This is a genomic window from Neisseria polysaccharea (assembly GCF_963392925.1).
GTDB classification, from domain to species: Bacteria; Pseudomonadota; Gammaproteobacteria; order Burkholderiales; family Neisseriaceae; genus Neisseria; species Neisseria polysaccharea.
In genome coordinates, this window is record NZ_CAUJNZ010000002.1 from 142621 (window position 1) to 164818 (window position 22198).

Sequence of the window (22198 nt, forward strand, 5' to 3'; positions counted from 1 at the left end):
TCTGAAAGCCTTTCAGACGGCATTTTTCAAGTAGGATATCAGGCGCGTTTGCGGAATTCGCCGGTGCGGGTATCGATTTCGACTTTGTCGCCGTTTTCGATGTAAGACATCACTTGGATTTCAGTGCCGCCGACCAGACGCGCGGTTTTCATCACTTTGCCGGAAGTGTCGCCTTTGACGGCAGGCTCGGTATACTCGACTTCGCGTACGATGATGGTAGGCAGTTCTACGGAGATAGGGTTGCCTTCGTAGAAGGTTACTTCGCATTGGTCTTCCATACCGTCAACGATGAATTTCAACGCGTCGCCGATGTTGTCGGCTTCGATTTCGTATTGGTTGAATTCTTCGTCCATAAAGACGTACATCGGGTCGGCAAAATAGCTGTACGTACAGTTTTTGCGGGACAGGATGACCACGTCGAATTTGTCGTCGGCTTTGTAAATGGTTTCGGAAGCCGCGCCGGTCAGCAGGTTTTTCAGTTTCATGCTGACTTTGGCGGAAGAGCGGCCGCCTTTGATGTATTCGGTTTTTTGAACGACCATAGGATCGTTGCCGACCATAAATACATTGCCGGCGCGCAGTTCTTGTGCTGTTTTCATTGTGATTTTCCAATCAAATCGGTTGTAAATAAACGCGCTATTTTAGCGTATTTTTTTATGCTTTGAAATAAAGGCGGCAAGTTTTTCAGGTGCGGACGGCTGCTCGAAAAGACAACGGCTCCACGCCCCCGCGCCTTGTTGCCAGTTATTTTGATGTTGTTGCAGGGTTTGCCAACATTCGAAGCGTTGGGTTGCGGATAAAGCCTCTCCGCCGTTGAGGTCGTCTGAAAGACGGCGGTGTGCCGATGCGGTTTCGGGCGTGTAGAAGCCGTGCGCCCTATCCCAAAAGGCGTGGAGTTTGTCGAGATGGACATTCTCGTCTTGCGGGTAGATGTGCCAAAAGAAGGGTTTGCCGGCAAGCTGGGCGCGCACGAAACTGTCTTCGCCGCGAATGACGGCGCAATCGGCGAGGTGCAGCAGTTGGTCGAAGTCCTGTTGCGGCACGAAAGGGATTTTGACGAGGCGGACGGATGCCGTCTGAAAAACATCGCCGTCGTTTTGCAGGGCGTTTTGCGGAATGATGCCGCTTTGTTTGAGGCTGCCGATGATTTGCGCCCCCGCCAGCAACAGTGTCAACGGACTGCCTGCCTGTTGCCACATTTCCAGCCACTTTGCCCAAACATCGCTCCGATAGCCGAAAAGCAGCCATTCGGAGGCGTTTTTCTCCGGCAGCATCAGCCGCCGACGCAGGGATCCGGTATCGAAACGGACGGCATCTCGGTAATCACGTTCGCGTATCAACCCGCCGCTTTTTTCGCTAAAACCCATAAACCAAAAATATTTTTGAACACCTTCCTGCGGCGAAGGCATCAGGTGCAGCCTTTCATTGCTTTCCTCCGCGCTCAAATATTCCCAATTCAGCCAAAGCGGCTTGTGTCGGCGGATAATGTGCAGCACATTTTCGGGCAGGTCGCAGGCAAAAGTTTCGATGACGACATCGGGAACAGGCGCGGTATCAATATCTGCCGCATCGGAATGCCAAGTGCGGACATGAATATCCTGATGAATACAGGGAACATCGGGCAAATCAGGGCAAAGCGCACGCAAGGCGGACACATCGTCCGTCCACAAATGCACCTGCCAACCGAGTTCACGATGCAAAACACGGGCAAGCCGCCACGAAACGCCGATGTCGCCGAAATTGTCGATGACCTTGCAAAAAATCCAACAGACAAAAGGAGGAGTATTCATAGAAATAACGGAAACGGGCTAAAACGCGCCGAAATAGTGGAACAAATACACAACCAGCAAAACGATTGGAATAAACAGAAACATAGTTTGACGTTTCAAATCAAACTCTTGTTTCAAATGATGCTTGATGGTGTCGAAAAGGACGAATTTGAACAAAAACGTCGCTTCGCAGGCAAGGATGATGCCGTTAATCAGATGCTGGGGTTTGTCTTCGGGCGGATTGGCGGCGAAAACGGCAAGCGTCGCCAAAGGGATGAGGCAGACGGCGAGCCAGCGGACAAGCAGGTTTCGGGACATTGCAAGGCTTTCAAACAAAAAAAGCAAAACGCCATTATCGCCCCAAGCACACGCCTTGTCTAACGGACGCGCCGGCGATGCCGTCTGAAGCCTTGCCGCCGGAAAACGCGGTGCTACCGCACCTTAAGGAAGATGGGGATTATGTAGAGCTGGTAATTGAATAGTGTATTAAAATAATTACGATATAATTTCACGGGTTCTGATAGTAAATAACAGATATTTGTTCAAAAAAAGATAGTTACAAATCGAAATTTTAGGAGGTACAGTATGTTAACGATAAGTGATATTCTCAATGACGATTTTGAATGGGACGAAGTCAAAATTGATGACGATGAATTTGAGAAATTAAGCACAGAGCTTATTATTGATTTTCTTAAGAAAAATACTCCGAAAGAAAGACAGCTATTAGCAATAAGTTGGAACTTTGATAATTCTAAAAAAGTAATCCAGTGGATAGTTGATCAGCCAGATACTGACAGAGGCACAATCCTTTATTTGTACTGGTACATGGCACCTGATTTTTATAAAGAGAACTGTGTGGACAGAAAAGAATGCGAAGAAAAATATTCATGGGGCTTAGAAGATTATGATATTTTAGATACCATTGAAACAAACTATCTTTCTGATTTTTATAATGATCAAATTTATGCATTTAATCCGGCTAACGATTTATATTCTGGAGGACATGATTGGACAAAAGGATATGACGATAGTAAAGCAAAATCAAAAATACCAGAAGTAATGTTTAAGGCGTTAGATGGTGAAATTCTTGAAAGTCCAGACTGGGATGAAGGAATTCCAGAAGCCCTTTCTGTAATTATGGACAAGCTTTACAACGCTTTGGATGAATAAAAAAGATAAATCCCAGTTTGGCGAGGTAATACCTTTTAACGATAACCTTAAGCTATCGTTAAAAAGTTCATGGATATGTTCCTACATACGAACGTAGCTACTTAACATACTTAGTGTTCACTCGTTAAATATACCTAGTGCGGACGTTCCCCGAAAAATCGGACGCTGCCGCTGATGCCTGCGGACAAGGCGGCATCGGGCACGGGCATATTGAAAACCCGGCGCGTCGGTTTGAAATTTTATAAAGGCATACGGTAAACACGCCCCCTTGCCGTCGGCGTGCTTCCGCAAAGCAAAATATAACGTCGGCACGCTTTCCGCTATAATCCGCATTTTCGCAACCCTGAAACATCATGCCGACCCCGAAAGCCTTTGCCCTGCTCGGGCCGACCGCCTGCGGCAAAACCGCGCTCGCCCTCAAAATTGCCGAAACCCTGCCTGTCGAAATCATCAGCCTCGATTCCGCGCTGGTTTACCGCGATATGGACATCGGCACGGCGAAACCCTCCCCCGCCGAACGCGCCTTTGTTCCGCACCACCTTATCGACATCATTACGCCTGCCGAATCATACAGTGCCGCCCGTTTTGTCGAAGACTGCACGCGTCTGATTGGCGAAATCACGGCGCGTGGGAAATGTCCGCTGATTGTCGGCGGCACAATGATGTATTTCCGCGCCCTGACCCAAGGTTTGAACGATTTGCCCGAGGCCGATGCCTGCCTGCGTGCCGACTTGGACGAACAAAAACAAATGTACGGCTTGGATTTCCTCTACCGCACCCTGCAAAAAGTCGACCCTGAAACAGCATGCCGTCTGAAACCGAACGACAGCCAGCGTATCGGACGCGCTTTGGAAGTTTATTATTTAACCGGCAAACCGATGAGTACGCATCTCGGCAGCCCAACCTCCCATACGCTCCCTTTTGATTTGCATACCACCGCCCTGATTCCCGAAAACCGCGCCCGCCTGCATGAAAACATCGCCCTGCGTTTCCACCTGATGCTTGAACAGGGCTTTATCGGCGAAGTAGAAAACCTGCGCCGTCTCTATCCCGGCCTGACCGCCGACTCCCCCGCCATACGCTGTGTCGGCTACCGTCAGGCGTGGGAATACCTTGACGGCGCAACCGACAGACAAACCTTCATCGAAAAAGGCATTGCCGCCACGCGCCAACTTGCCAAACGCCAACTGACTTGGTTACGCAAAACACCTTTAGACTGCGTTGCCGACCCATTTTCAGACGGCACTTCAGGCACGCGCCTGATTGAGGCGGCAAAACGGTTTTTCGGTGTATAAACTATGCTGACCACGCCGCCGCTCGCCCCCAAAACCGTCGCCGCCCTACACAGGCTCGGTATCCATACGCTCGAAGAACTGCGTCAGACCGGCGCGGTTCAAACCTTCTTGTTATTGAAGGCATCAGGTTTGACCCTCACGAAAAGCACGCTGTGGCAGCTTGAGTCGCTGCTGAACGGCACACTCCCGCAAGAAATCACGCAACACGACAAAACGCGCCTGCTTGCCGAGTTGAAAAAACATCCGCCCGTCGCCGCCTTTCCTCCGCAGGAAGAAATGGAACACTTCATGCGCGAAGCACTGCGCCAAGCAGAACAATCCGCCGCCGACGGCGAAATACCCGTCGGGGCAGTCATCGTTTCAGACGGCAAAATCATCGCATCGGCACACAACACCTGCATTGCCGACTGCAATGTCAGCTGCCACGCCGAAATCAACGCCTTGGCACAGGCAGGCAGCGAAATGCAAAACTACCGCCTTGACGGATGCGACATATATATCACCCTCGAACCCTGCGCCATGTGCGCGTCCGCACTGATACAGGCACGAATCAAGCGCGTGATATACGGTGCGGCAGAACCCAAAACCGGCGCGGCAGGCAGCATTGTCAACCTGTTTGCCGACAAACGCCTCAATACGCACACCGCCATACGGGGCGGAATCCTACAAGAAGAATGCCGCGCCGTATTAAGCCGTTTTTTTCAGAACAAAAGAAAAGGTTGAACCTATGACCGTACTGACCGTCATCCTCGCCCTCGCCCTGATAGCCGTCGGCACGGCAGGCATCGTTTACCCCGCCCTGCCCGGATTGGCATTGATGTTTGCCGGAACATGGCTGCTTGCCTATGTCGGCGGCTACCAAATTTACGGCGCGGGCGTTTTGTGGACGGTCGGACTCATCAGCCTTGCCGGCATACTGGCGGACTATGTGGCAGGCATATGGGGGACAAAATATACCGGAGCGGGCAAGCTCGCCGTTCGCGGCGCATTGGCCGGCAGCATCATCGGCATATTTTTCTCCCTTCCCGGACTAATACTCGGCCCCTTTATCGGCGCGGCGGCAGGCGAACTGATCGATCGGCGCAATATGCTTCAGGCAGGTAAAGCGGGCTTGGGTACACTGTTGGGACTTGTCGTCGGCACGGCGTTCAAAATCGGCTGCGCCGTATCCATCTTGTTTATCCTGTTGGTGAAATACATCGCCTACCTGTTTTAACCCCTTCAGACGGCATACCGGCAAATTGCTATAATGCCGTCTGAACCCTTTTCATAAAGCACCATATGGCAAACCAAAGACCCATCTACGGCTTCCACGCCGTCAATGCCCGATTGTGGCAAAACCCCAAATCCATCGTCGAACTCTACATCCAAGAAGGCAAATCAGACGCACGCACGCGCGAAGTGTTGGAAAAGGCGGCAAACGAAAACATCCGCGTATATTTTGCCGATGCCGACCGCCTCAACGCCATCAGCAAAGGCGCGCGCCATCAGGGCGTAGTCGGATTTATCGATGCCTCCAAAAACCACGTCCACCTCGAAGACGTATTGGAAAACTTAAGCGAACCGCCGCTGCTGCTGATACTCGACGGCATCACCGATCCGCACAACCTCGGCGCATGCCTGCGTACCGCCGACGCAATGGGCGTACATGCCGTCATCGCACCGAAAGACAAAAGCGCGGGACTGAACGCCACCGTCAGCAAAGTCGCCTGCGGTGCCGCGGAAACCGTCCCCTACATCACCGTAACCAATCTCGCCCGCACCCTGCGCGAGCTGAAAGAATACGGCATCTGGATTATCGGCACCGACATGGGCGGCGACGCCGACCTTTACCATTGCGATCTGCCCGACAGCGCGGCGTGGGTGATGGGCAACGAAGGCGACGGTATGCGCCGCCTGACACGCGAACATTGCGACATGCTGGTGTCCATACCCATGTTCGGCACGGTCGAAAGCATGAACGTCTCCGTGTCTGCCGGAATGGTATTAAGTGAAACACGCCGGCAACGCGTATTAAAAAACGAAAAAGCGTAAGCCTCAAAAACAATGCCGTCTGAAACAGGGATTCTGTTTCAGACGGCATTCATTTTCAAAATCAGTGTTCCAAGTGGTTGGTATCAAACTTGACCGCCGCCTCGGTTTTATCTTCGGGCAAGACCAAATTCAGCAAGACTGCCGTAATGCCGCCTGCAGAAATAGAGTTTTGGAACAAGACGGGCAGGTTTTTAAACACTTCCGGCTCAAACGCCACGCCCAAACCCAAGCCGACCGACGTTGCCGCAATTACCGCTTCGCGCCTGCGGATGCCGTGGCTGACCAAAATCCGCACGCCCGCAATCGCAATCAGACCGAACATCAAAACCATCGCGCCGCCCAACACCGGACTCGGAATCGTCGTAAACGCGCGACCGACAACGGGGAACAGACCCAACAGCACCAAAATCACGGCAATATATTTGCCCACATGGCGCGAAGCCACGCCGGTCATCTGAATCACGCCGTTGTTTTGCGCAAACGTCGTCAGCGGCAGCGAACCCAAAGCCGTCGCAATCACCGACACCAAGCCGTCCGCCAACACGCCGCCGCGCAAACGTTTGGTGTATTCCTCGCCTTCAATCGGCTGATCGGACACCATTGCCGTTGCGGTCAAATCGCCGACCGCCTCAAACACGCTCAACAGGAAAATCGCGCCCGCCACAACAAACGCGTGCCAGTCGAAAGCAAAACCGTATTTAAACGGTACGGGCAGCGTAACCAGCGGCAGGTTTTGCAGTGCGGAAAAATCCACCTTACCCAAAAACAGCGCGACAATGTAGCCGGCAATCAGCCCGACCGCAATGCCGCTCATCCGCAGCAGCGGATTTTTCATGCAGTTGAATATCAACACAATCAGCAACACCAGCGAAGCCAACCCCAAGTTTTCCATCGAGCCGAACGTGCCGTCCGCCTTCGCGCCGAAGCCGCCACCGAAATCAGTAATGCCGACGTGTACCAAACTCAAGCCAATCAGCATCACGACCACACCGCTAACCGTCGGCGTAATCACTTTTTTCAAATACGGCAGAAGCCACGCCGAGAAACACACCAAAAACGCGCCGACAAACGATACGCCCAAGAGCGTCGAAATCATCGCATCCTTAGTCAAACCGCCCTCTTTCATCCCTGCGCCCAGCGCAATCATCACGGTAACGAACGAAAAATTCACCGACTGGATGGACAGCATCCCCGAACCGACCGGCCCGAAGCGGTTGACCTGCAAATAAGTGCCGACACCCGACGCAACCATCGCCATCGACACGAGATACGCCGTCATTTCCACCGGCAGTTCCAGCGCGCCGCCCACAATCAGCGCGGGCGTAATCATCGGCACAAAAATCGCCAAAAGATGGGTAACGGCACTCAAGAGCGCATTACCGAACGGCGGCCTGTCTTCCAAACCGTACACCAAATCAGGCGAATCCGCCTGTTTTTTCATTGTTTCAGCCATTGGAGTCTTTCTATCCGTTGTCAAACGTTAAAAAATTTTAAGAACGAAATTGTAACGAATCAAAGATTCCTTATCAATTCAAATCCTCATGTGCAAAAACACCACCGGTTGTCCGAATTCAAATTTCTTTGAATTTCCGCACCGGACAGTCCTTCATTTTCAGAGAGCCTTCATGCGCTTAACACATTTTAATCCTCAACCGCGCATCCACTGCTTAAACCCAATAATTTCATGATTATAAAAAATATTATTTATTAAGATATGATAGAACTTAAGCCTCAGAACCAACCGTGCGACCGATATGTTTCACACAAACAACAAAGTAAGCTACAATCCGAAGCATAATCGACCTCACTCAATGAATAAAAGGTTTCCGTATGTTACAAGGTAGCTTGGTTGCCCTGATTACCCCGATGAATCAAGACGGCAGCATCCATTACGAACAACTCCGCGATTTGATCGACTGGCATATCGAAAGCGGTACCGACGGCATCGTCGCCGTCGGCACGACAGGCGAATCCGCCACCCTCTCCGTCGAAGAACATTTAAGCGTAATCGAAGAAACGGTCAAACACGTCAACAAGCGCGTCCCCGTCATCGCAGGTACCGGCGCCAACAACACCCTTGAAGCCATCGCACTTTCGCAAGCCGCTGAAAAAGCCGGTGCAGACTTCACTCTCTCCGTCGTCCCCTATTACAACAAGCCCTCCCAAGAAGGCATTTACCAACATTTCAAAACCATCGCCGAAGCCACTTCGATTCCGATGATTATCTACAACGTGCCCGGCCGTACCGTCGTCAGCATGACTAACGACACCATCCTGCGCCTTTCAGAAATCCCCAATATCGTGGGCGTGAAAGAAGCCAGCGGCAACATCGGCAGCAACATCGAACTCATCAACCGCGCCCCCGAAGGCTTCGCCGTCCTTTCCGGCGACGACCATACCGCCCTGCCGTTCATGCTGTGCGGCGGACACGGCGTTATTACCGTAGCCGCCAACGCCGCACCCAAGCTCTTTGCCGATATGTGCCGCGCCGCGCTTCAAGGCGATATCGCCCTCGCACGCGAACTCAACGACCGGCTGATTCCGATTTATGACACCATGTTCTGCGAACCCAGTCCCGCCGCACCGAAATGGGCGGTATCCGCCCTGGGCAAATGCGAACCGCACGTCCGTTTGCCGCTCGTTCCGCTGACGGAAAACGGACAAGCAAAAGTCCGCGCCGCCCTGAAAGCCTCAGGACAACTTTAAATATAGCCATGCCGTCTGAAGCGTTCAGACGGCATAACGCAACAAACACTTTAATATCCATCACACAGGATGACACGATGACCCATATCAAACCTGTAATCTCCGCACTACTCCTCATCGGACTGACTGCCTGCACCGGCAGCACGACCGAACAGCCCAAACTTGACTATCAAAGCCAGTCGAACCGTTCGGTGAAACTCGAAGTTCCCCCCGACTTAAACAACCCCGACCAAGGCAACCTCTACCGCCTTCCTGCCGGTTCGGGAGCCGTCCGCGCCAGCGATTTGGAAAAACGCCGCACACCCGCCGTCCAACAGCCTGCCGATGCCGAGGTATTGAAAAGCGTCAAAGGCGTCCGTCTCGAGCGCGACGGCAGCCAACGCTGGCTCGTTGTCGATGGCAAATCACCGGCGGAAATATGGCCGCTCCTGAAAGCCTTCTGGCAGGAAAACGGCTTCGACATCAAGTCCGAAGAACCTGCCATCGGACAAATGGAAACCGAGTGGGCGGAAAACCGTGCCAAAATCCCCCAAGACAGCTTGCGCCGCCTATTCGACAAAGTCGGTTTGGGCGGCATCTACTCCACCGGCGAGCGCGACAAATTCATCGTCCGTATCGAACAGGGCAAAAACGGCGTTTCCGACATCTTCTTCGCCCACAAAGCGATGAAAGAAGTGTATGGCGACAAAAACAAAGACACGACCATGTGGCAGCCTTCCGCTTCCGACCCCAACCTCGAAGCGGCATTCCTGACGCGCTTTATGCAATATTTGGGCGTTGACGGACAGCAGGCGGAAAACGCATTGGCAAAAAAACCGACCCTTCCCGCCGCCAACGAAATGGCGCGTATCGAAGGCAAAAGCCTGATTGTCTTTGGCGACTACGGCAGAAACTGGCGGCGCACCGCGCTCGCCCTTGACCGCATCGGACTGACCGTCGTCGGTCAAAACACCGAACGCCACGCCTTCCTGGTTCAAAAAGCCCCGAACGAAAGCAATGCAGTTACCGAACAAAAACCGGGGCTGTTCAAACGCCTGCTGGGCAAAGGCAAAGCGGAGAAACCTGCCGAACAGCCGGAACTGATTGTCTATGCAGAACCCGTTGCCGACGGCTCGCGCATTGTCCTGCTCAACAAAGACGGCAGCGCATATGCCGGCAAAGACGCATCCGCATTATTGGGCAAACTCCATTCCGAACTGCGTTAAACCGTTCAAAACAAAAGCAGCTTCCAAACAGAAGCTGCTTTTTTGTGCGGAACTTTTTACAACAACCGAGGAAAAATATCCTCAACCGCCTGAACCAACGCATCCGCCAAAGGCGGATCGAACGCACGATGCCCTGCCTGAACCACCCTCAATTCCGCTTCGAGAAAGGCTTTCGACAGCGCCCACGCACTCTGCATCGGCGTACACAAATCATACCGCCCCTGCACGATAATGGTCGGGATATGCCGTATTTTGCCGATATTGTTCAAAATCGCCCTATCGCCCTGCAACCAGCCGCCGTTGACAAAATAATGGTTTTCCAAACGCGCGATTGCCAGCGAGGCATAAGCATCTTCATCCACTTCCTCCGGCTCGAAACGGATCAGATAGCTTTCCCAATCCGCCCAAGCCTTCGCGGCAGACAGGCACACTTCTTCATCTTGATGAAACAGCAATCCGTGATACGCCTCAATCAGCCGGTTCCGCCGATTTTCAGCAATCGGCGCGACAAATTTTTGCCATTGTTCCGGATAAATCTGGCTCACACCGCCCGCCTCGTTCAGCCACGCCGTTTCAGACGGCCTGCACAAAAATATCCCGCGCAATACCAATCCCTTTACCCGTTCTGGATGGGTTTGGGCATAAGCCAGCGACAAAGTGCTGCCCCAAGATCCGCCGAACACCAGCCATTTTTCAATACCCAGCATTTCACGAACTCTTTCGATATCCGCCACCAAATCCCAAGTCGTATTATCTTCCGCACAGGCATACGGGCGCGAACGCCCGCAACCGCGCTGGTCGATGATGACGATGCGGAACACATCAGGATTAAAAAAACCCCGGCATTCGGGCAAAGCCCCCGCCCCCGGCCCGCCGTGTAAAAAAATCACCGGCACACCGTCGGGATTGCCCGACTCTTCCCAATAAATTTGATGAATTTCAGACACCTGCAAGTATCCGCTATGAAAAGGCTGTTTTATCTCATACATCATCTTCTCCCATATTGCTTCTGACAATCCGAACATCCCGACACGCGACATCACGCACAAAACACAAGCCGCCCCGAAAGGCAAATGCCGAAAAATCGCGATATAGTGGATTAACAAAAATCAGGACAAGGCGACGAAGCCGCAGACAGTACAAATAGTACGGAACCGATTCACTTGGTGCTTCAGCACCTTAGAGAATCGTTCTCTTTGAGCTAAGACGAGGCAGCGCCGTACTGGTTTTTGTTAATCCGCTATATTCCGCCATCTCTAAGATTTACAGCAATACACGGGTGATTTAAGGAATGCCCGAACCGTCATTCCCACCACTTTTCGTCATTCCCGCGCAGGCGGGAATCTAGAATCTCGGACTTTCAGATAATCTTTGAATATTGCTGTTGTTCTAAGGTCTGGATTCCCGCCTGCGCGGGAATGACGGCAGTGCTTCCTTGGCTTAGTTTTATTTTAACCAACTACATAGTGAATTAACAAAAATCAGGACAAGGCGACGAAGCCGCAGACAGTACAAATAGTACGGAACCGATTCACTTGGTGCTTCAGCACCTTAGAGAATCGTTCTCTTTGAGCTAAGGCGAGGTAACGCCGTACTGGTTTTTGTTAATCCACTATAAAAACCATCAATCGGAAAATATTGCATAAACAGGCGGAAATATATCATTGAAAAGAAAACCCATACAATGTCAGACAGAAACAAGCCTCTTTGCCATTATTTCCTAACAGTTAAGCCCCACCCTTCAAGGCGGCGGATCGGCCTTATTTCAAAATGGTGCAAGCCCTTGCCCTCAGGTTCAACACGCAAGATTAAACCATAATGGCGGCTTTCTTATTGTTTCTTATTGAAACATCGCCCCAAACCCGATACAATCTGCCCTTGAACCATCAGTGAAAATCGTTCTTTTTTAATCAGTTAAACCGAATACGGAGCCGAAAATGAATCCAGCCCCCAAAAAAACCCTTCTCTTCTCTTCTCTTCTCTTCTCTTCTCTTCTCTTCTCTTCTCTTCTCTTCTCTTCTCTTCTCTTCCGCAGCGCAGGCGGCAAGTGAAGACAATGGCCGCGGTCCGTATGTGCAGGCAGATTTAGCCTACGCCTACGAACACATTACCCACGATTATCCCGGCGACAACGCAAAAATCTTCGACGACTACCGCGACGTCAAAACCCATTCCACCCATCCACGCCTTTCCGTCGGCTACGATTTCGGCAACTGGCGCATCGCTCTCGATTACGCCCGTTACAATACCTGGAGGCATGGCAAGCATATTCACGCAGAAAATACTAAAACAATCACTCCTCCTCGAGGTAATCCTGTTGACACAAAAACAGAAATAGACCATACCGACAAAGGCACGTTCAAAGCCGAATCCAACTATGGCATCTCCGCCATCTACGATTTCGATACCGGCACCCGCTTCAAACCCTATGTTGGTGCACGGGTTGGTTTAGGCAAAATCAAACACAGCATTGCTGTAGAAGACCAAGTAACCGTTACCATCGCCAATATCGTGAGCGGACCGACCAACGCCCACCCGCCCTTACACCAAAGCCACAGCATCCGCCGCGTGGGCTTCGGCGCGGTGGCAGGCGTAGGCATCGACATCACACCCAACCTGACCTTGGACACCGGATACCGCTACCACTACTGGGGACACCTGGAAAACACCCGCTTCAAAACCCACGAAGCCTCATTGGGCGTGCGCTACCGCTTCTGATTCCCCGATACCGATGCCGTCTGAACCTTCAGACGGCATTTTTGATGCACTTGCCGTTTACAGGCGCGGGGCGGGCGCAGTGAAATACCCGAACCGTCATTCCCGACAACACCGTAATCTTGAAACCCGTCCGACAACACCGTAATCTCGAAATCCGTCCGACAACACCATAATCTTGAAACCCGTCATTCCCGCGCAGGCGGGAATCCGAACACGTCCGCACGGAAACCAAAATTCCGTCATTCCCACGAAAGTGGGAATCTAGGACGTAAAATCTAAAGAAACCGTTTTATCCGATAAGTTTCTGTGCGGACAGGTCTGGATTCCCGCCTGCGCGGGAATGACGGTATATCAGTGGGCTGTAGGGTGGGCTTCAGCCCACCAATCCCACCAACTCCGTCAATGTTATCCATCCCGCCCATTCCCACAAGAAACCGAAACCGCCGACCCCGCCGATTCCCCAAACCCCTTGATGCGGTGGGCTGAAGCCCACCCTACAACCCTCTCTATGCACCCTCTTTACGAACCCGACACCTACGCAGTACCTTGAGAATCCACCCTATCAGAAATACCCGAATCGTCAGGAATACCCGTACCGTCATCCCCGACAACACCGTAATCTTGAAACCCGTCATTCCCGCACAGGCGGGAATCCAGACCCCCGACGCGGCGGGAATCTATCGGAAATGACTGAAACCCCGCGTTCTAGATTCCCACTTTCGTGGGAATGACGGTTCAGTTGCGTAGGGCTGGGTTGTCGAAAGGGACGGATTCGATGGATTCAATGAAAACGGTAGAAATGTTGGATTGATGGAAATGGCGGGCTGAAGCCCACCCTCCGGCTCGCTGATTCCCCGATACCGATGCCGTCTGAACCTTCAGACGGTATTTTTGATGCACTTGCCGTTTACAGGCGCGGGGCGGGCGCAGTGAAATACCCGAACCGTCATTCCCGACAATACCGTAATCTTGAAATCCGTCATTCCCGACAACACCGCAATCTTGAAACTCGTCATCCCCGACAACACCGTAATCTTGAAACTCGTCATTTCCGTGCAGGCGGGAATCTAGACCTGTCCGCACAGAAACTTATCGGATAAAAACAGTTGCCCAAACCCCGCGTTCTAGATTCCCACTTTCGTGGGAATGACGGTTCAGTTGCGTAGGGCTGGGTCGTCGAAAGGGGCGGATTCGATGGATTCGATGAAAACGGTAGAAATGTTGGATTGATGGAAATGGCGGACTGAAGCCCACCCTACAGCCCCGCCCTACAATGCGCCTTGCGAATCTGTCCCTCGCCCGCCCTTGTATGTCTCAAATGGGTTAAACTACGCACTTCCCGACTTCCCGTTTCGGGCAGGGGTGCAGGTCCGATTTATATTTCAATAAAACAAGGAAACTTTATGCAGCACGAAGAAGGCAACCGCCAACGCCCTCAAGGCGAACTGCTCCTGCGTACCGTCGCTATGCCGCGCGATACCAATCCCAACCAAGACATTTTCGGCGGCTGGATTATGTCGCAAATGGATTTGGGCGGCGGCATATTGGCGGCGGAAATCGCGCGGGGACGCATCGTTACCGTCGCCGTTCAGGAAATGAACTTCATCCGCCCGGTCAAGGTCGGCAACGTCGTCTGCTGCTACGGGCATTGCGTCCGCGTGGGCAATACTTCCCTCCAGCTTAAAGTCGAAGTCTGGGTGAAAACTTTGATGAACGATTGCGTTACCGAAGACCGCCACCTCGTAACCGAAGCCGTGTTCACTTATGTCGCCATCGATGCGGAAGGCAATCCGCGCCCGATTCCGAAAGAAGGCAACCCCAAATTGGCGGGCTTATTGCCTACTCCGTAAAAATACCCGTAAAAATGCCGTCTGAAACTGTCTTCAGACGGCATTCCGTATCATTTGAACCAAGACCTGATGCGGGAAAACAGCGACATACTCTGTTTTTCAAAATCTTCCCGCACTTCCGGCACGGCTTTTTTTATCACTTTCATTCCTGCAAAAGTCTGCGCCACGGGCATAATTTCAATCGTGTTCACATTCATATGCGCCGGACGGCGGTACAGCCACAATGCGGTTTCCGCAATATCTTCGGGGCGGATAAATTCCACACCCTCATACACGCCCGCCGCCCTCTCGTCATCGCCTTTGAAACGCACGTTAGAAAACTCCGTATCGCCGCACAAACCCGGCTCGATATTGGTAACGCGGATGTTCTTATCCGCCAGCTCTGCGCGCAAATTCAGGCTGAACTGGCGCACAAACGCCTTGGTCGCCCCGTAAACGTTGCTGCCGGCATAAGCATAATTGCCTGCAATCGAACCCAAATTCATCACATAGCCGCCGCCGCGTTCCACCATTTGCGGCAAAATCTTGCGCGTCAGGAACGTCAAACCCAAAACATTGGTTTGAATCATTGTTTCCCAATCTTCAAAATCCGCCTTGTCCGCCGTGTCCAAACCCAAAGCCAGCCCGGCATTGTTGATAAGGCAGTCGATGTCGGAAAATTCATCGGGGATGCCGTTTAAGGCATTTTCCACCGACTCGCGTCGCGACACGTCCATTTCCAAAGGGTAAAACAAAGCACCCAATTCATCCGCCAAGGTCTGAAGCCTGTCCGCACGGCGCGCCGCACCGATAACGCGGTATCCCGCCCCGACAAACGCACGGCACATCGCTTCGCCGAATCCTGCCGAAGCACCGGTAATTAAAACAGCCATTGTTTTTCCTTTCTTTCTCGTTTCCCAAACCTGTTTCAGGTATCATAACGCCTTTCAGACGGCATCGCGCCGGCTGAAAATGACAACAACCATACCACCACGACAGGACACATTCAATATGTTTCAACACACAGGACGACACATAAAGCGTCGCCCTATGTGCCGTCCTGATTCGGAAGGGGTTACACCCTTCCCAAATAAAATCTGATTCTACCGCCCTAAAGGGCGGGGTTTCAACCGAAAAGGAAACACGATGAACATTCAAACCCGCCTTGCCGCAACCGCCCTCGCCCTATTCCTTTCCGCCTGCGGAAACGGCGGCGCGCCCGCACAGCCCAAAGGCGAAATTTCCGAAAACCGCACCGCCGCGTTCAAATCTATGATGCCCGACTTCTCGCGTATGGGCAAAATGGTCAAAGGCGAAGAGCCTTACGATGTCGAAAAATTCAAACAGGCTGCCGCGGCGTTTGCCGAAAGCAGCAAGAAACCGTTCACACTTTTTGAGTCCGATCCGCAAGGCAACGGCCGCGCCCTGCCCGCCGTTTGGTCGGATGGTGCAAAATTTGAAGCCGAAAAAACAAAATTCGCCGCCGCCGTCGAAAAACTCAACGCCGCTGCCCAAACCGGCAAACTGGACGAAATCAAAGCCGCCTACGGCGAAACCGGTGCAAGCTGCAAATCCTGCCACGACAGTTTCCGCGCGCCCGAATAACATCCGAAGCAGAACAATGCCGTCTGAAGCCTTCAGACGGCATTTTCTTTGCCATTTCAAGCACACGCAAAGCAATCAGAAATTATCGTCAATCCAAATGAAAAAACGCTATCCTTATTTTTACCCCACGCACTCCGCCATTTTCTATTTTGATTTACCATACGATTGATTTTTATCGTCAAATGTCAAAATCGGGATGCCGGATTGGGTAAACAGGGCATACACCGGCTTGAGCCAATAATCTTCCGGAAGGGAAGCCGGTTTCAATGCGTAAACGTGTACATTGGGAAAATCCTTCATCGTCAACGCCGCGCCGCTGAAAAAGGTATAAATTTCATACCTCGTATGCGGGTTTTTCTTAATCTCGCGCAAAATATAGTCTTCAATGACATAGGGCGAATTTAATGTGGTTACGCCGGAAAGCCCGTAGGTTTGGCGGGGATGCGGCGCGACATATTGTATTTTGAAGTTTTTTGCCGCCTTTTCCGAAATTTCCTTCATCTCTTTGTCGGGCGAACCCAAAAGTATCCGCACCGTGCCGCCCGTTTCATCCCCCGCCTTCAGTTCGGACGCATCGAACAGCGGCAGGTAAGTCATCTTGCGGCGGCCGTCGTCCATAATGTTTTTCAAACCCTTGAATATCGTGTAATGCTCGTCGGAAGCATTGCGGGTTTTGGCGATGCTCCAATCTCCGATCATCATCCGGGCAAAATTCCGCTTGATCGTCCCGTTTACAGAAAACTCATCGCCCAAATAGCTGCTGCTTTGAATTAAATTGCCTGTCCCGTCGTCAAAGGTTTTGATTTCCGCATCCGGGTAAGTGCTCAAAAAGGCGGCAATGCTGACTTTTTCCAAACTTGCCAAATAAATCCGCTTGACCTTCGGCAGCAGCATCGACTTTACCTTCAGCTCCGCCATCGTCGGAATGAAATCAAACGACTTGTTCAAACCGTAGGGCAGGTGGAAAAAATACGCCCGCTCCGCCTTATCCTTTATCTGATTGAAATAATAATCGTATTTTTCATTCCTGTTTTCAGACATCAGCACCACATAAAACCGCTCCCCCGGATGCTGCGCCATAATCCTTTCTGCCACCTTCATCTGCAATATGGTATAGCAGAAAATCAGATTGACCGGTTCCCCCTCTTCATTGAAGAGTTTGTCCTTCAGCAGGGAAACCGCATTCCTTTCCCCCTGATTTACCCGGTCAAATGTATAAAATATCCCGAAGCAAAAAACAATCAGGCACAACACGGTCAAACAAGCCTTTTTCAAGCCCATATCCCTAAAACTCCATTCCGACAAATTGAACATACGCCCCGAGTGTCCCGGGGCGGAAAAATGCGGAATTTTAGCAGATATTCCGACAGTTACCGAATATTATAGTGGTTTAAATTTAAATCAGGACAAGGCGACGAAGCCGCAGACAGTACAAGCAGTACGACAAGGCGAGGCAACGCTGTACTGGTTTAAATTTAAACCACTATAAAATCAATTTCACCGAAAATATGCCGCCGCACATCATGCACAGCACCTCCGACACCGCCGCCAAACGCGGGAAAACCATTTCCCCCTTCCTTTCACGTCGCCGCGTTCAAACACGCCAAGATCGAACAAAGCGCGAACAAAGCCGCCAAAATATGCCATAATAGCCACGCACATTCCCCGCGCAATGTGTTCCAAAAGAAAAAACCAACCTACAAGAGAATAATCCTATGACTCAAAAATCCACCATTGTTTATACCCATACCGACGAAGCCCCCGCGCTGGCGACCCAATCGCTGCTGCCGATTGTGCAGGCTTTTGCCCGCCATGCCGATATTGATGTCAAAACCAGCGACATTTCTCTCTCCGGCCGTATTTTGGCGGCGTTCCCCGAATACCTGACCGAAGCGCAGCGCGTACCCGATGCGCTTGCCGAATTGGGCGAACTGGTGAAACAACCCGATGCAAACGTGATCAAACTGCCGAACATCAGCGCATCCGTACCGCAACTGACGGCTGCGATTAAAGAATTGCAGTCTAAAGGCTTTGCCGTTCCCGACTATCCCGCCGACCCTCAAACCGATGAAGAAAAAGCCGTACGCGAACGCTACGACCGCATCAAAGGCAGCGCGGTAAACCCTATCCTGCGTGAAGGCAACTCCGACCGTCGCGCGCCTAAAGCAGTAAAAAACTTTGCGAAAAAACATCCGCACAGCATGGGCGCATGGACGAAAGACTCCAAAACCCACGTTGCCACCATGCAAAGTGGCGACTTTTTCCATAACGAACAATCCGTTACTGTACCTGAAGCGACTTCCGTATCCATCGTATTCACCGACAAACAAGGCAATAAAAAAGAGCTGCGCGAGCCTGTTGTCCTGAAAGCCGGCGAAATCATCGACGCAACCGTGATGAGCAAAAAAGCCCTGCTCGCCTTCCTTGCCGAACAAGTGAAAGACGCGAAAGCAAAAGGCGTTTTGTTCTCGCTGCACATGAAAGCCACCATGATGAAAGTGTCCGACCCGATTATCTTCGGACACGCCGTCAAAGTATTCTTCGCGCCTGTTTTTGAAAAATTCGGCGACAAACTGGCTGCCGCAGGCGTCAACGTCAACAACGGCTTCGGCAACCTGCTTGCCAATCTGGACAAACTGGATGCGGACACCCGCGCTGCAGTCGAAGCCGAAATCGCCGCCGTTTACGCCGCCAACCCCGATTTGGCGATGGTCGATTCCGACAAAGGCATCACCAACCTGCACGTTCCCAGCGACGTCATCGTTGATGCCTCTATGCCTGCGATGATTCGTAACTCCGGTCGCATGTGGGACAAAGACGGCAAAGCGCAAGATACCAAAGCCGTGATTCCCGACAGCAGCTATGCCGGTGTTTACCAAGCAACCATCGACTTCTGCCGCGAACACGGTGCGTTTGACCCGACAACCATGGGTACCGTGCCCAACGTCGGTCTGATGGCGCAAGCAGCCGAAGAATACGGTTCACACAACAAAACTTTCGAAATCGAAGCCGACGGTCAGGTTCAAGTCATTGATGCAGCAGGCAATGTCCTGATGCAACACGACGTTGAAGCCGGCGACATCTGGCGTATGTGCCAAACCAAAGACGCTCCGGTTAAAGACTGGGTACAACTCGCCGTCAACCGCGCCCGTCTGAGCAACACGCCAGCCGTATTCTGGCTCGACGAAAACCGTCCGCACGACAAGAGTCTGCTCGCTAAGGTTAAAACCTACCTTGCCGAACTGGATACCGACGGCCTCGACATCCGCGTCCTCGCGCCTGAAGAAGCTGCTAAATTCAGCTTGGGCCGTCTGAAAAACGGCGAAGACACCATCTCCGTAACCGGCAACGTCCTGCGCGACTACCTGACCGACTTGTTCCCGATTTTGGAACTGGGTACCAGTGCGAAAATGCTGTCTATTGTTCCATTGATGAACGGCGGCGGTATGTTTGAAACCGGCGCGGGCGGTTCTGCACCGAAACATGTTCAACAGTTCCTCGAAGAAAACCACCTGCGTTGGGACTCTTTGGGCGAATTTCTCGCGCTTGCCGTATCGTTTGAACATCTGGCGCAAAAAACCGGCAACGCCAAAGCCCAAGTTCTCGCCGACACTTTGGATGCAGCCACCGAAAAACTGCTGTTGAACGACAAATCGCCCAAACGCAAAGCGGGCGAACTCGACAACCGCGGCAGCCATTTCTACCTCACCCTCTACTGGGCGCAAGAATTGGCGGCGCAAGACAAAGATGCCGAACTGAAAGCCGCATTTGCGCCGTTAGCCAAATCGTTGGCGGAAAACGAAGCCGAAATCGTTGAAGAACTCTCTGCCGTACAAGGCAAAGCGGCCGACATCGGCGGCTACTACGCCGCCAATCCTGAAAAAGCCGCACAAGCGATGCGTCCGAGCGTAACCTTTAATCAGGCACTAAACGCCTTATAAGCACAAAGGCAAAAATGCCGTCTGAACATTTGCCGTTCAGACGGCATTAGTTATCCCTATCTGCCTGATTATGATTAAACGCCGCACCCATTGGATATAAATCATATAATCTTTAGTTTTTACCCTACGGAAAGACGATAATATGAAAACTGTTCCAACCATCCTGATTAGCATCCTTTTGGCAACCGCCCTTCCTGCATCCGCGCACGGTATGCATAAGAGCAAGCCCCTGACTATGGACGAGCTGCCGCCGATTTGCCAACAATATTTCAAACGCGCCGAAACCTGTTACAACAAAGCCGGAAACAAAGCAGATTTCGCACGCAACAACACCAAATTCCTATTCCAAGCCCTGCCTGCCGCCGATTTGGGACAGCGTAAGCAAATGTGCCAAATCGCTATGGATTCGTTTGCAGAAAAAACCCGCAATCTGAATTGCGAATAAAGCCGCATCAGCAATAGCAATGCCGTCTGAAACAATGATTTCAGACGGCATTCTCACATCAAAACGCGCGGCTTGATAAAACCCGCCTTCCCCGCATCCCTGACCCAAACAGGATTAAACGGAGTAACGGCTTTAACCATTATGGTAAGTTCCCATTCCAAAAAATGACCATACAAATTAATACCATAAAACATTAATAAAAAGCGTCTGCCGATTGCGGTTTGTTGCAGGGCGTTACGAAAAATCAGGGTAAATCGATGATTTTTATATAGTAATTGACACAACTTGAACAAAAAAGAACCGCCCTGAATCAGGGCGGTTATGTTTTCTGGCGGAAACGGTGGGATTCGAACCCACGGAGGATTTGCACCCTCAGCGGATTTCGAGTCCGCTGCATTCAGCCTCTCTGCCACGTTTCCGATAATGAAGTAAAACCAAATAAAAATGCCGATGCTTTATGCTACTTCATTTTTATTTGGTTTTTGACCTCAAGGATTGGCGGAAGCGGTGAGATTCGAACTCACGGAGGGCTATCAACCCTCGACGGTTTTCAAGACCGTTGCATTAAACCGCTCTGCCACGCTTCCGTTTCCTTAGAAAGACGAATAATAATAAAATTTACGAATTTTGCCAAGCATTTTCCTTAGAAAATATTTAGTTTGCTGTTTTTATTTAACTTGTTCCGAACGCATAAACACCCAATCGCTTTCATTTGAGGCCGCGTCATTGAATGTGTAACCTTCGTAATTAAAATTTTTCAGCATTTCAGGGTCGGTAATATTATGTTTTGCCGCATAGCGCACCATTAATCCGCGTGCACGCTTGGCATAGAAACTGATAATTTTATATTTGCCGTTTTTTTCGTCTTTAAATATCGGGGTAATCAGCCGTGCCCGAAGTTTTTTTACATTAACAGACTTGAAATATTCCTGTGAGGCAAGGTTGACAAGCGTATTGCTGCCTGCTTGGGCAAGCGTATCATTTAAAAGGTTGGTAATGATGTCGCCCCAAAACTCATACAAATTCTTACCGCGCAAATTGGCGAATGCCGTCCCCATTTCCAAACGGTAGGGCTGCATCAGATCCAGTGGGCGCAGAAGACCGTACAGACCGGACAGCAGGCGGACATGGTTTTGCAGATAGCGTATCTGTCCAATATCTAATGTGTTTGCATCCATACCTTCGTAAACATCGCCGTTGAACATAAAGACCGCCTGTTTGGCGTTTTCCGGTGTAAACGGCGTGTGCCACGCTGCATTTCGTTCGGCGTTTAAGAGTGCGATTTTGTCGGAAACGTGCATCAGTTCGGCGATCTGTTGCGGCGCAAGCTCGCGCAACTGCTGCATTAGAATTTCGGACTCTGCCAACAGGTCGGGTTGGGTAAACTCGCTGACAGGGGCAAGGTCTTTTTCGTTAAGGTTTTTCGCAGGGGAAAGGACAAAAAACATAATCTGCTCGGTATTGTGTCAAACACGGGAATT

23 protein-coding genes and 2 tRNA genes are annotated in these 22198 nt (G+C 51.4%); 14 read left to right on the top strand and 11 right to left on the bottom strand.

Features of this window, described 5'->3' with window-relative positions; genetic code table 11:
- Positions 1-38: 38 nt before the first annotated feature.
- The 3 genes from efp to RDY34_RS02175 are packed head-to-tail and all read right to left on the bottom strand — an operon-like array spanning position 39 to position 2087.
- Entirely contained in the window at positions 39-599 is a 561-nt protein-coding gene (efp, locus tag RDY34_RS02165) for an elongation factor P (protein WP_002219406.1), read from the bottom strand.
- Positions 600-641: 42 nt separating this feature from the next.
- Positions 642-1790 carry an elongation factor P maturation arginine rhamnosyltransferase EarP gene (earP, locus tag RDY34_RS02170; protein WP_025456861.1) on the bottom strand — a complete coding sequence of 383 codons (1149 nt, stop codon included), beginning with the start codon at positions 1788-1790 and terminating at the stop codon, positions 642-644.
- An 18-nt stretch (positions 1791-1808) separates the two neighbouring features.
- Positions 1809-2087 carry a hypothetical protein gene (locus RDY34_RS02175; RefSeq protein WP_003753384.1) on the bottom strand — a complete coding sequence of 93 codons (279 nt, stop codon included), beginning with the start codon at positions 2085-2087 and terminating at the stop codon, positions 1809-1811.
- Positions 2088-2354: 267 nt separating this feature from the next.
- On the opposite strand from RDY34_RS02175, the gene RDY34_RS02180 reads away from it, so the two are divergent.
- The 5 genes from RDY34_RS02180 to rlmB all read left to right on the top strand — a co-directional run bounded on the left by RDY34_RS02180 (position 2355) and on the right by rlmB (position 6268).
- A complete protein-coding gene (locus RDY34_RS02180) occupies positions 2355-2939 on the top strand; it encodes a DUF4274 domain-containing protein (RefSeq protein ID WP_003709781.1) in 585 nt (194 codons plus the stop codon).
- Positions 2940-3292: 353 nt separating this feature from the next.
- Positions 3293-4234 carry a tRNA (adenosine(37)-N6)-dimethylallyltransferase MiaA gene (gene miaA / locus RDY34_RS02185; protein WP_003753378.1) on the top strand — a complete coding sequence of 314 codons (942 nt, stop codon included), beginning with the start codon at positions 3293-3295 and terminating at the stop codon, positions 4232-4234.
- A gap of 3 nt (positions 4235-4237) precedes the next feature.
- Positions 4238-4957 (top strand): tRNA adenosine(34) deaminase TadA, encoded by a 720-nt coding sequence (gene tadA, locus RDY34_RS02190; protein WP_003753376.1) that lies wholly within the window; start codon positions 4238-4240, stop codon positions 4955-4957.
- A 4-nt stretch (positions 4958-4961) separates the two neighbouring features.
- Positions 4962-5450, top strand: coding sequence for a DUF456 domain-containing protein (locus RDY34_RS02195; protein WP_003753375.1), 489 nt, complete (start codon positions 4962-4964; stop codon positions 5448-5450).
- A gap of 65 nt (positions 5451-5515) precedes the next feature.
- Entirely contained in the window at positions 5516-6268 is a 753-nt protein-coding gene (gene rlmB, locus RDY34_RS02200) for a 23S rRNA (guanosine(2251)-2'-O)-methyltransferase RlmB (RefSeq protein ID WP_003675027.1), read from the top strand.
- Between the two features lie 61 nt (positions 6269-6329).
- Here rlmB and RDY34_RS02205 read toward each other — a convergent pair whose 3' ends face one another.
- On the bottom strand, positions 6330-7721 hold the full coding sequence (locus tag RDY34_RS02205; protein ID WP_308074311.1) for a nucleobase:cation symporter-2 family protein: 1392 nt from the start codon (positions 7719-7721) through the stop codon (positions 6330-6332).
- A 377-nt stretch (positions 7722-8098) separates the two neighbouring features.
- Here RDY34_RS02205 and dapA point away from each other — a divergent pair, with 377 nt between their 5' ends.
- Together dapA and RDY34_RS02215 are read left to right on the top strand one after the other, a co-directional pair.
- Positions 8099-8974: a 4-hydroxy-tetrahydrodipicolinate synthase gene (dapA, locus tag RDY34_RS02210; protein WP_147280652.1), complete on the top strand. Its 876-nt coding sequence runs from the start codon at positions 8099-8101 to the stop codon at positions 8972-8974.
- Between the two features lie 8 nt (positions 8975-8982).
- A complete protein-coding gene (locus RDY34_RS02215) occupies positions 8983-10179 on the top strand; it encodes an NlpB/DapX family lipoprotein (RefSeq protein ID WP_196427928.1) in 1197 nt (398 codons plus the stop codon).
- 56 nt (positions 10180-10235) lie between these two features.
- On the opposite strand, the gene pip is transcribed toward RDY34_RS02215, so the two are convergent.
- Positions 10236-11168, bottom strand: coding sequence for a prolyl aminopeptidase (pip, locus tag RDY34_RS02220; protein WP_308075173.1), 933 nt, complete (start codon positions 11166-11168; stop codon positions 10236-10238).
- 1084 nt (positions 11169-12252) lie between these two features.
- Between pip and RDY34_RS02225 the strand changes: the two genes are divergently transcribed.
- Both RDY34_RS02225 and RDY34_RS02230 read left to right on the top strand, forming a co-directional pair.
- Entirely contained in the window at positions 12253-12897 is a 645-nt protein-coding gene (locus RDY34_RS02225; protein WP_308184449.1) for an opacity family porin, read from the top strand.
- A 13-nt stretch (positions 12898-12910) separates the two neighbouring features.
- The gene (locus tag RDY34_RS02230; RefSeq protein WP_304672534.1) at positions 12911-13042 is read left to right on the top strand and encodes a hypothetical protein; all 132 of its coding nucleotides are present in this window, start codon (positions 12911-12913) and stop codon (positions 13040-13042) included.
- 590 nt (positions 13043-13632) lie between these two features.
- On the opposite strand, the gene RDY34_RS02235 is transcribed toward RDY34_RS02230, so the two are convergent.
- Positions 13633-13980 carry a hypothetical protein gene (locus RDY34_RS02235; RefSeq protein ID WP_308072812.1) on the bottom strand — a complete coding sequence of 116 codons (348 nt, stop codon included), beginning with the start codon at positions 13978-13980 and terminating at the stop codon, positions 13633-13635.
- A gap of 320 nt (positions 13981-14300) precedes the next feature.
- Here RDY34_RS02235 and yciA point away from each other — a divergent pair, with 320 nt between their 5' ends.
- Positions 14301-14747 (top strand): acyl-CoA thioester hydrolase YciA, encoded by a 447-nt coding sequence (yciA, locus tag RDY34_RS02240; protein ID WP_002213811.1) that lies wholly within the window; start codon positions 14301-14303, stop codon positions 14745-14747.
- 50 nt (positions 14748-14797) lie between these two features.
- Here yciA and RDY34_RS02245 read toward each other — a convergent pair whose 3' ends face one another.
- The gene (locus RDY34_RS02245) at positions 14798-15619 is read right to left on the bottom strand and encodes an SDR family oxidoreductase (RefSeq protein ID WP_308074314.1); all 822 of its coding nucleotides are present in this window, start codon (positions 15617-15619) and stop codon (positions 14798-14800) included.
- 253 nt (positions 15620-15872) lie between these two features.
- On the opposite strand from RDY34_RS02245, the gene RDY34_RS02250 reads away from it, so the two are divergent.
- Positions 15873-16331, top strand: coding sequence for a c-type cytochrome (locus RDY34_RS02250; RefSeq protein WP_002213814.1), 459 nt, complete (start codon positions 15873-15875; stop codon positions 16329-16331).
- Positions 16332-16475: 144 nt separating this feature from the next.
- Here RDY34_RS02250 and lst read toward each other — a convergent pair whose 3' ends face one another.
- Complete coding sequence (gene lst / locus RDY34_RS02255) at positions 16476-17612, bottom strand: N-acetyllactosaminide alpha-2,3-sialyltransferase (protein WP_308074315.1); 1137 nt, start codon at positions 17610-17612, stop codon at positions 16476-16478.
- A gap of 227 nt (positions 17613-17839) precedes the next feature.
- On the opposite strand from lst, the gene RDY34_RS02265 reads away from it, so the two are divergent.
- The 3 genes from RDY34_RS02265 (at position 17840) to RDY34_RS02275 (ending at position 20717) form a co-directional block, all read left to right on the top strand.
- Positions 17840-17980: a hypothetical protein gene (locus RDY34_RS02265; RefSeq protein ID WP_061375308.1), complete on the top strand. Its 141-nt coding sequence runs from the start codon at positions 17840-17842 to the stop codon at positions 17978-17980.
- 66 nt (positions 17981-18046) lie between these two features.
- The gene (locus tag RDY34_RS02270; protein ID WP_308074316.1) at positions 18047-20272 is read left to right on the top strand and encodes an NADP-dependent isocitrate dehydrogenase; all 2226 of its coding nucleotides are present in this window, start codon (positions 18047-18049) and stop codon (positions 20270-20272) included.
- A gap of 142 nt (positions 20273-20414) precedes the next feature.
- Entirely contained in the window at positions 20415-20717 is a 303-nt protein-coding gene (locus tag RDY34_RS02275) for a hypothetical protein (RefSeq protein ID WP_025457165.1), read from the top strand.
- 329 nt (positions 20718-21046) lie between these two features.
- Here RDY34_RS02275 and RDY34_RS02280 read toward each other — a convergent pair.
- From RDY34_RS02280 to yaaA, 3 genes are all read right to left on the bottom strand, one after another.
- Positions 21047-21136, bottom strand: a tRNA-Ser gene (locus tag RDY34_RS02280).
- A gap of 77 nt (positions 21137-21213) precedes the next feature.
- A tRNA-Ser gene (locus tag RDY34_RS02285) sits at positions 21214-21304 on the bottom strand.
- A gap of 81 nt (positions 21305-21385) precedes the next feature.
- Positions 21386-22165 carry a peroxide stress protein YaaA gene (gene yaaA, locus RDY34_RS02290; RefSeq protein WP_308074317.1) on the bottom strand — a complete coding sequence of 260 codons (780 nt, stop codon included), beginning with the start codon at positions 22163-22165 and terminating at the stop codon, positions 21386-21388.
- Between the last annotated feature and the right edge of the window lie 33 nt (positions 22166-22198).

Excerpts from the sequence above, each read along its gene's own strand:
- RDY34_RS02180 (WP_003709781.1), top strand. The coding sequence starts at position 2,355 with ATGTTAACGATAAGTGATATTCTCAATGACGATTTTGAATGGGACGAA.
- lst (WP_308074315.1), bottom strand. The coding sequence starts at position 17,612 with ATGGGCTTGAAAAAGGCTTGTTTGACCGTGTTGTGCCTGATTGTTTTT.
- RDY34_RS02175 (WP_003753384.1), bottom strand. The coding sequence starts at position 2,087 with ATGTCCCGAAACCTGCTTGTCCGCTGGCTCGCCGTCTGCCTCATCCCT.
- RDY34_RS02250 (WP_002213814.1), top strand. The coding sequence starts at position 15,873 with ATGAACATTCAAACCCGCCTTGCCGCAACCGCCCTCGCCCTATTCCTT.
- RDY34_RS02215 (WP_196427928.1), top strand. The coding sequence starts at position 8,983 with ATGCCGTCTGAAGCGTTCAGACGGCATAACGCAACAAACACTTTAATA.
- yaaA (WP_308074317.1), bottom strand. The coding sequence starts at position 22,165 with ATGTTTTTTGTCCTTTCCCCTGCGAAAAACCTTAACGAAAAAGACCTT.
- RDY34_RS02265 (WP_061375308.1), top strand. The coding sequence starts at position 17,840 with ATGCCGCCGCACATCATGCACAGCACCTCCGACACCGCCGCCAAACGC.
- RDY34_RS02275 (WP_025457165.1), top strand. The coding sequence starts at position 20,415 with ATGAAAACTGTTCCAACCATCCTGATTAGCATCCTTTTGGCAACCGCC.
- miaA (WP_003753378.1), top strand. The coding sequence starts at position 3,293 with ATGCCGACCCCGAAAGCCTTTGCCCTGCTCGGGCCGACCGCCTGCGGC.
- RDY34_RS02245 (WP_308074314.1), bottom strand. The coding sequence starts at position 15,619 with ATGGCTGTTTTAATTACCGGTGCTTCGGCAGGATTCGGCGAAGCGATG.
- rlmB (WP_003675027.1), top strand. The coding sequence starts at position 5,516 with ATGGCAAACCAAAGACCCATCTACGGCTTCCACGCCGTCAATGCCCGA.
- RDY34_RS02205 (WP_308074311.1), bottom strand. The coding sequence starts at position 7,721 with ATGGCTGAAACAATGAAAAAACAGGCGGATTCGCCTGATTTGGTGTAC.
- dapA (WP_147280652.1), top strand. The coding sequence starts at position 8,099 with ATGTTACAAGGTAGCTTGGTTGCCCTGATTACCCCGATGAATCAAGAC.
- RDY34_RS02195 (WP_003753375.1), top strand. The coding sequence starts at position 4,962 with ATGACCGTACTGACCGTCATCCTCGCCCTCGCCCTGATAGCCGTCGGC.
- pip (WP_308075173.1), bottom strand. The coding sequence starts at position 11,168 with ATGTATGAGATAAAACAGCCTTTTCATAGCGGATACTTGCAGGTGTCT.
- tadA (WP_003753376.1), top strand. The coding sequence starts at position 4,238 with ATGCTGACCACGCCGCCGCTCGCCCCCAAAACCGTCGCCGCCCTACAC.
- RDY34_RS02230 (WP_304672534.1), top strand. The coding sequence starts at position 12,911 with ATGCCGTCTGAACCTTCAGACGGCATTTTTGATGCACTTGCCGTTTAC.
- efp (WP_002219406.1), bottom strand. The coding sequence starts at position 599 with ATGAAAACAGCACAAGAACTGCGCGCCGGCAATGTATTTATGGTCGGC.
- yciA (WP_002213811.1), top strand. The coding sequence starts at position 14,301 with ATGCAGCACGAAGAAGGCAACCGCCAACGCCCTCAAGGCGAACTGCTC.
- earP (WP_025456861.1), bottom strand. The coding sequence starts at position 1,790 with ATGAATACTCCTCCTTTTGTCTGTTGGATTTTTTGCAAGGTCATCGAC.
- RDY34_RS02270 (WP_308074316.1), top strand. The coding sequence starts at position 18,047 with ATGACTCAAAAATCCACCATTGTTTATACCCATACCGACGAAGCCCCC.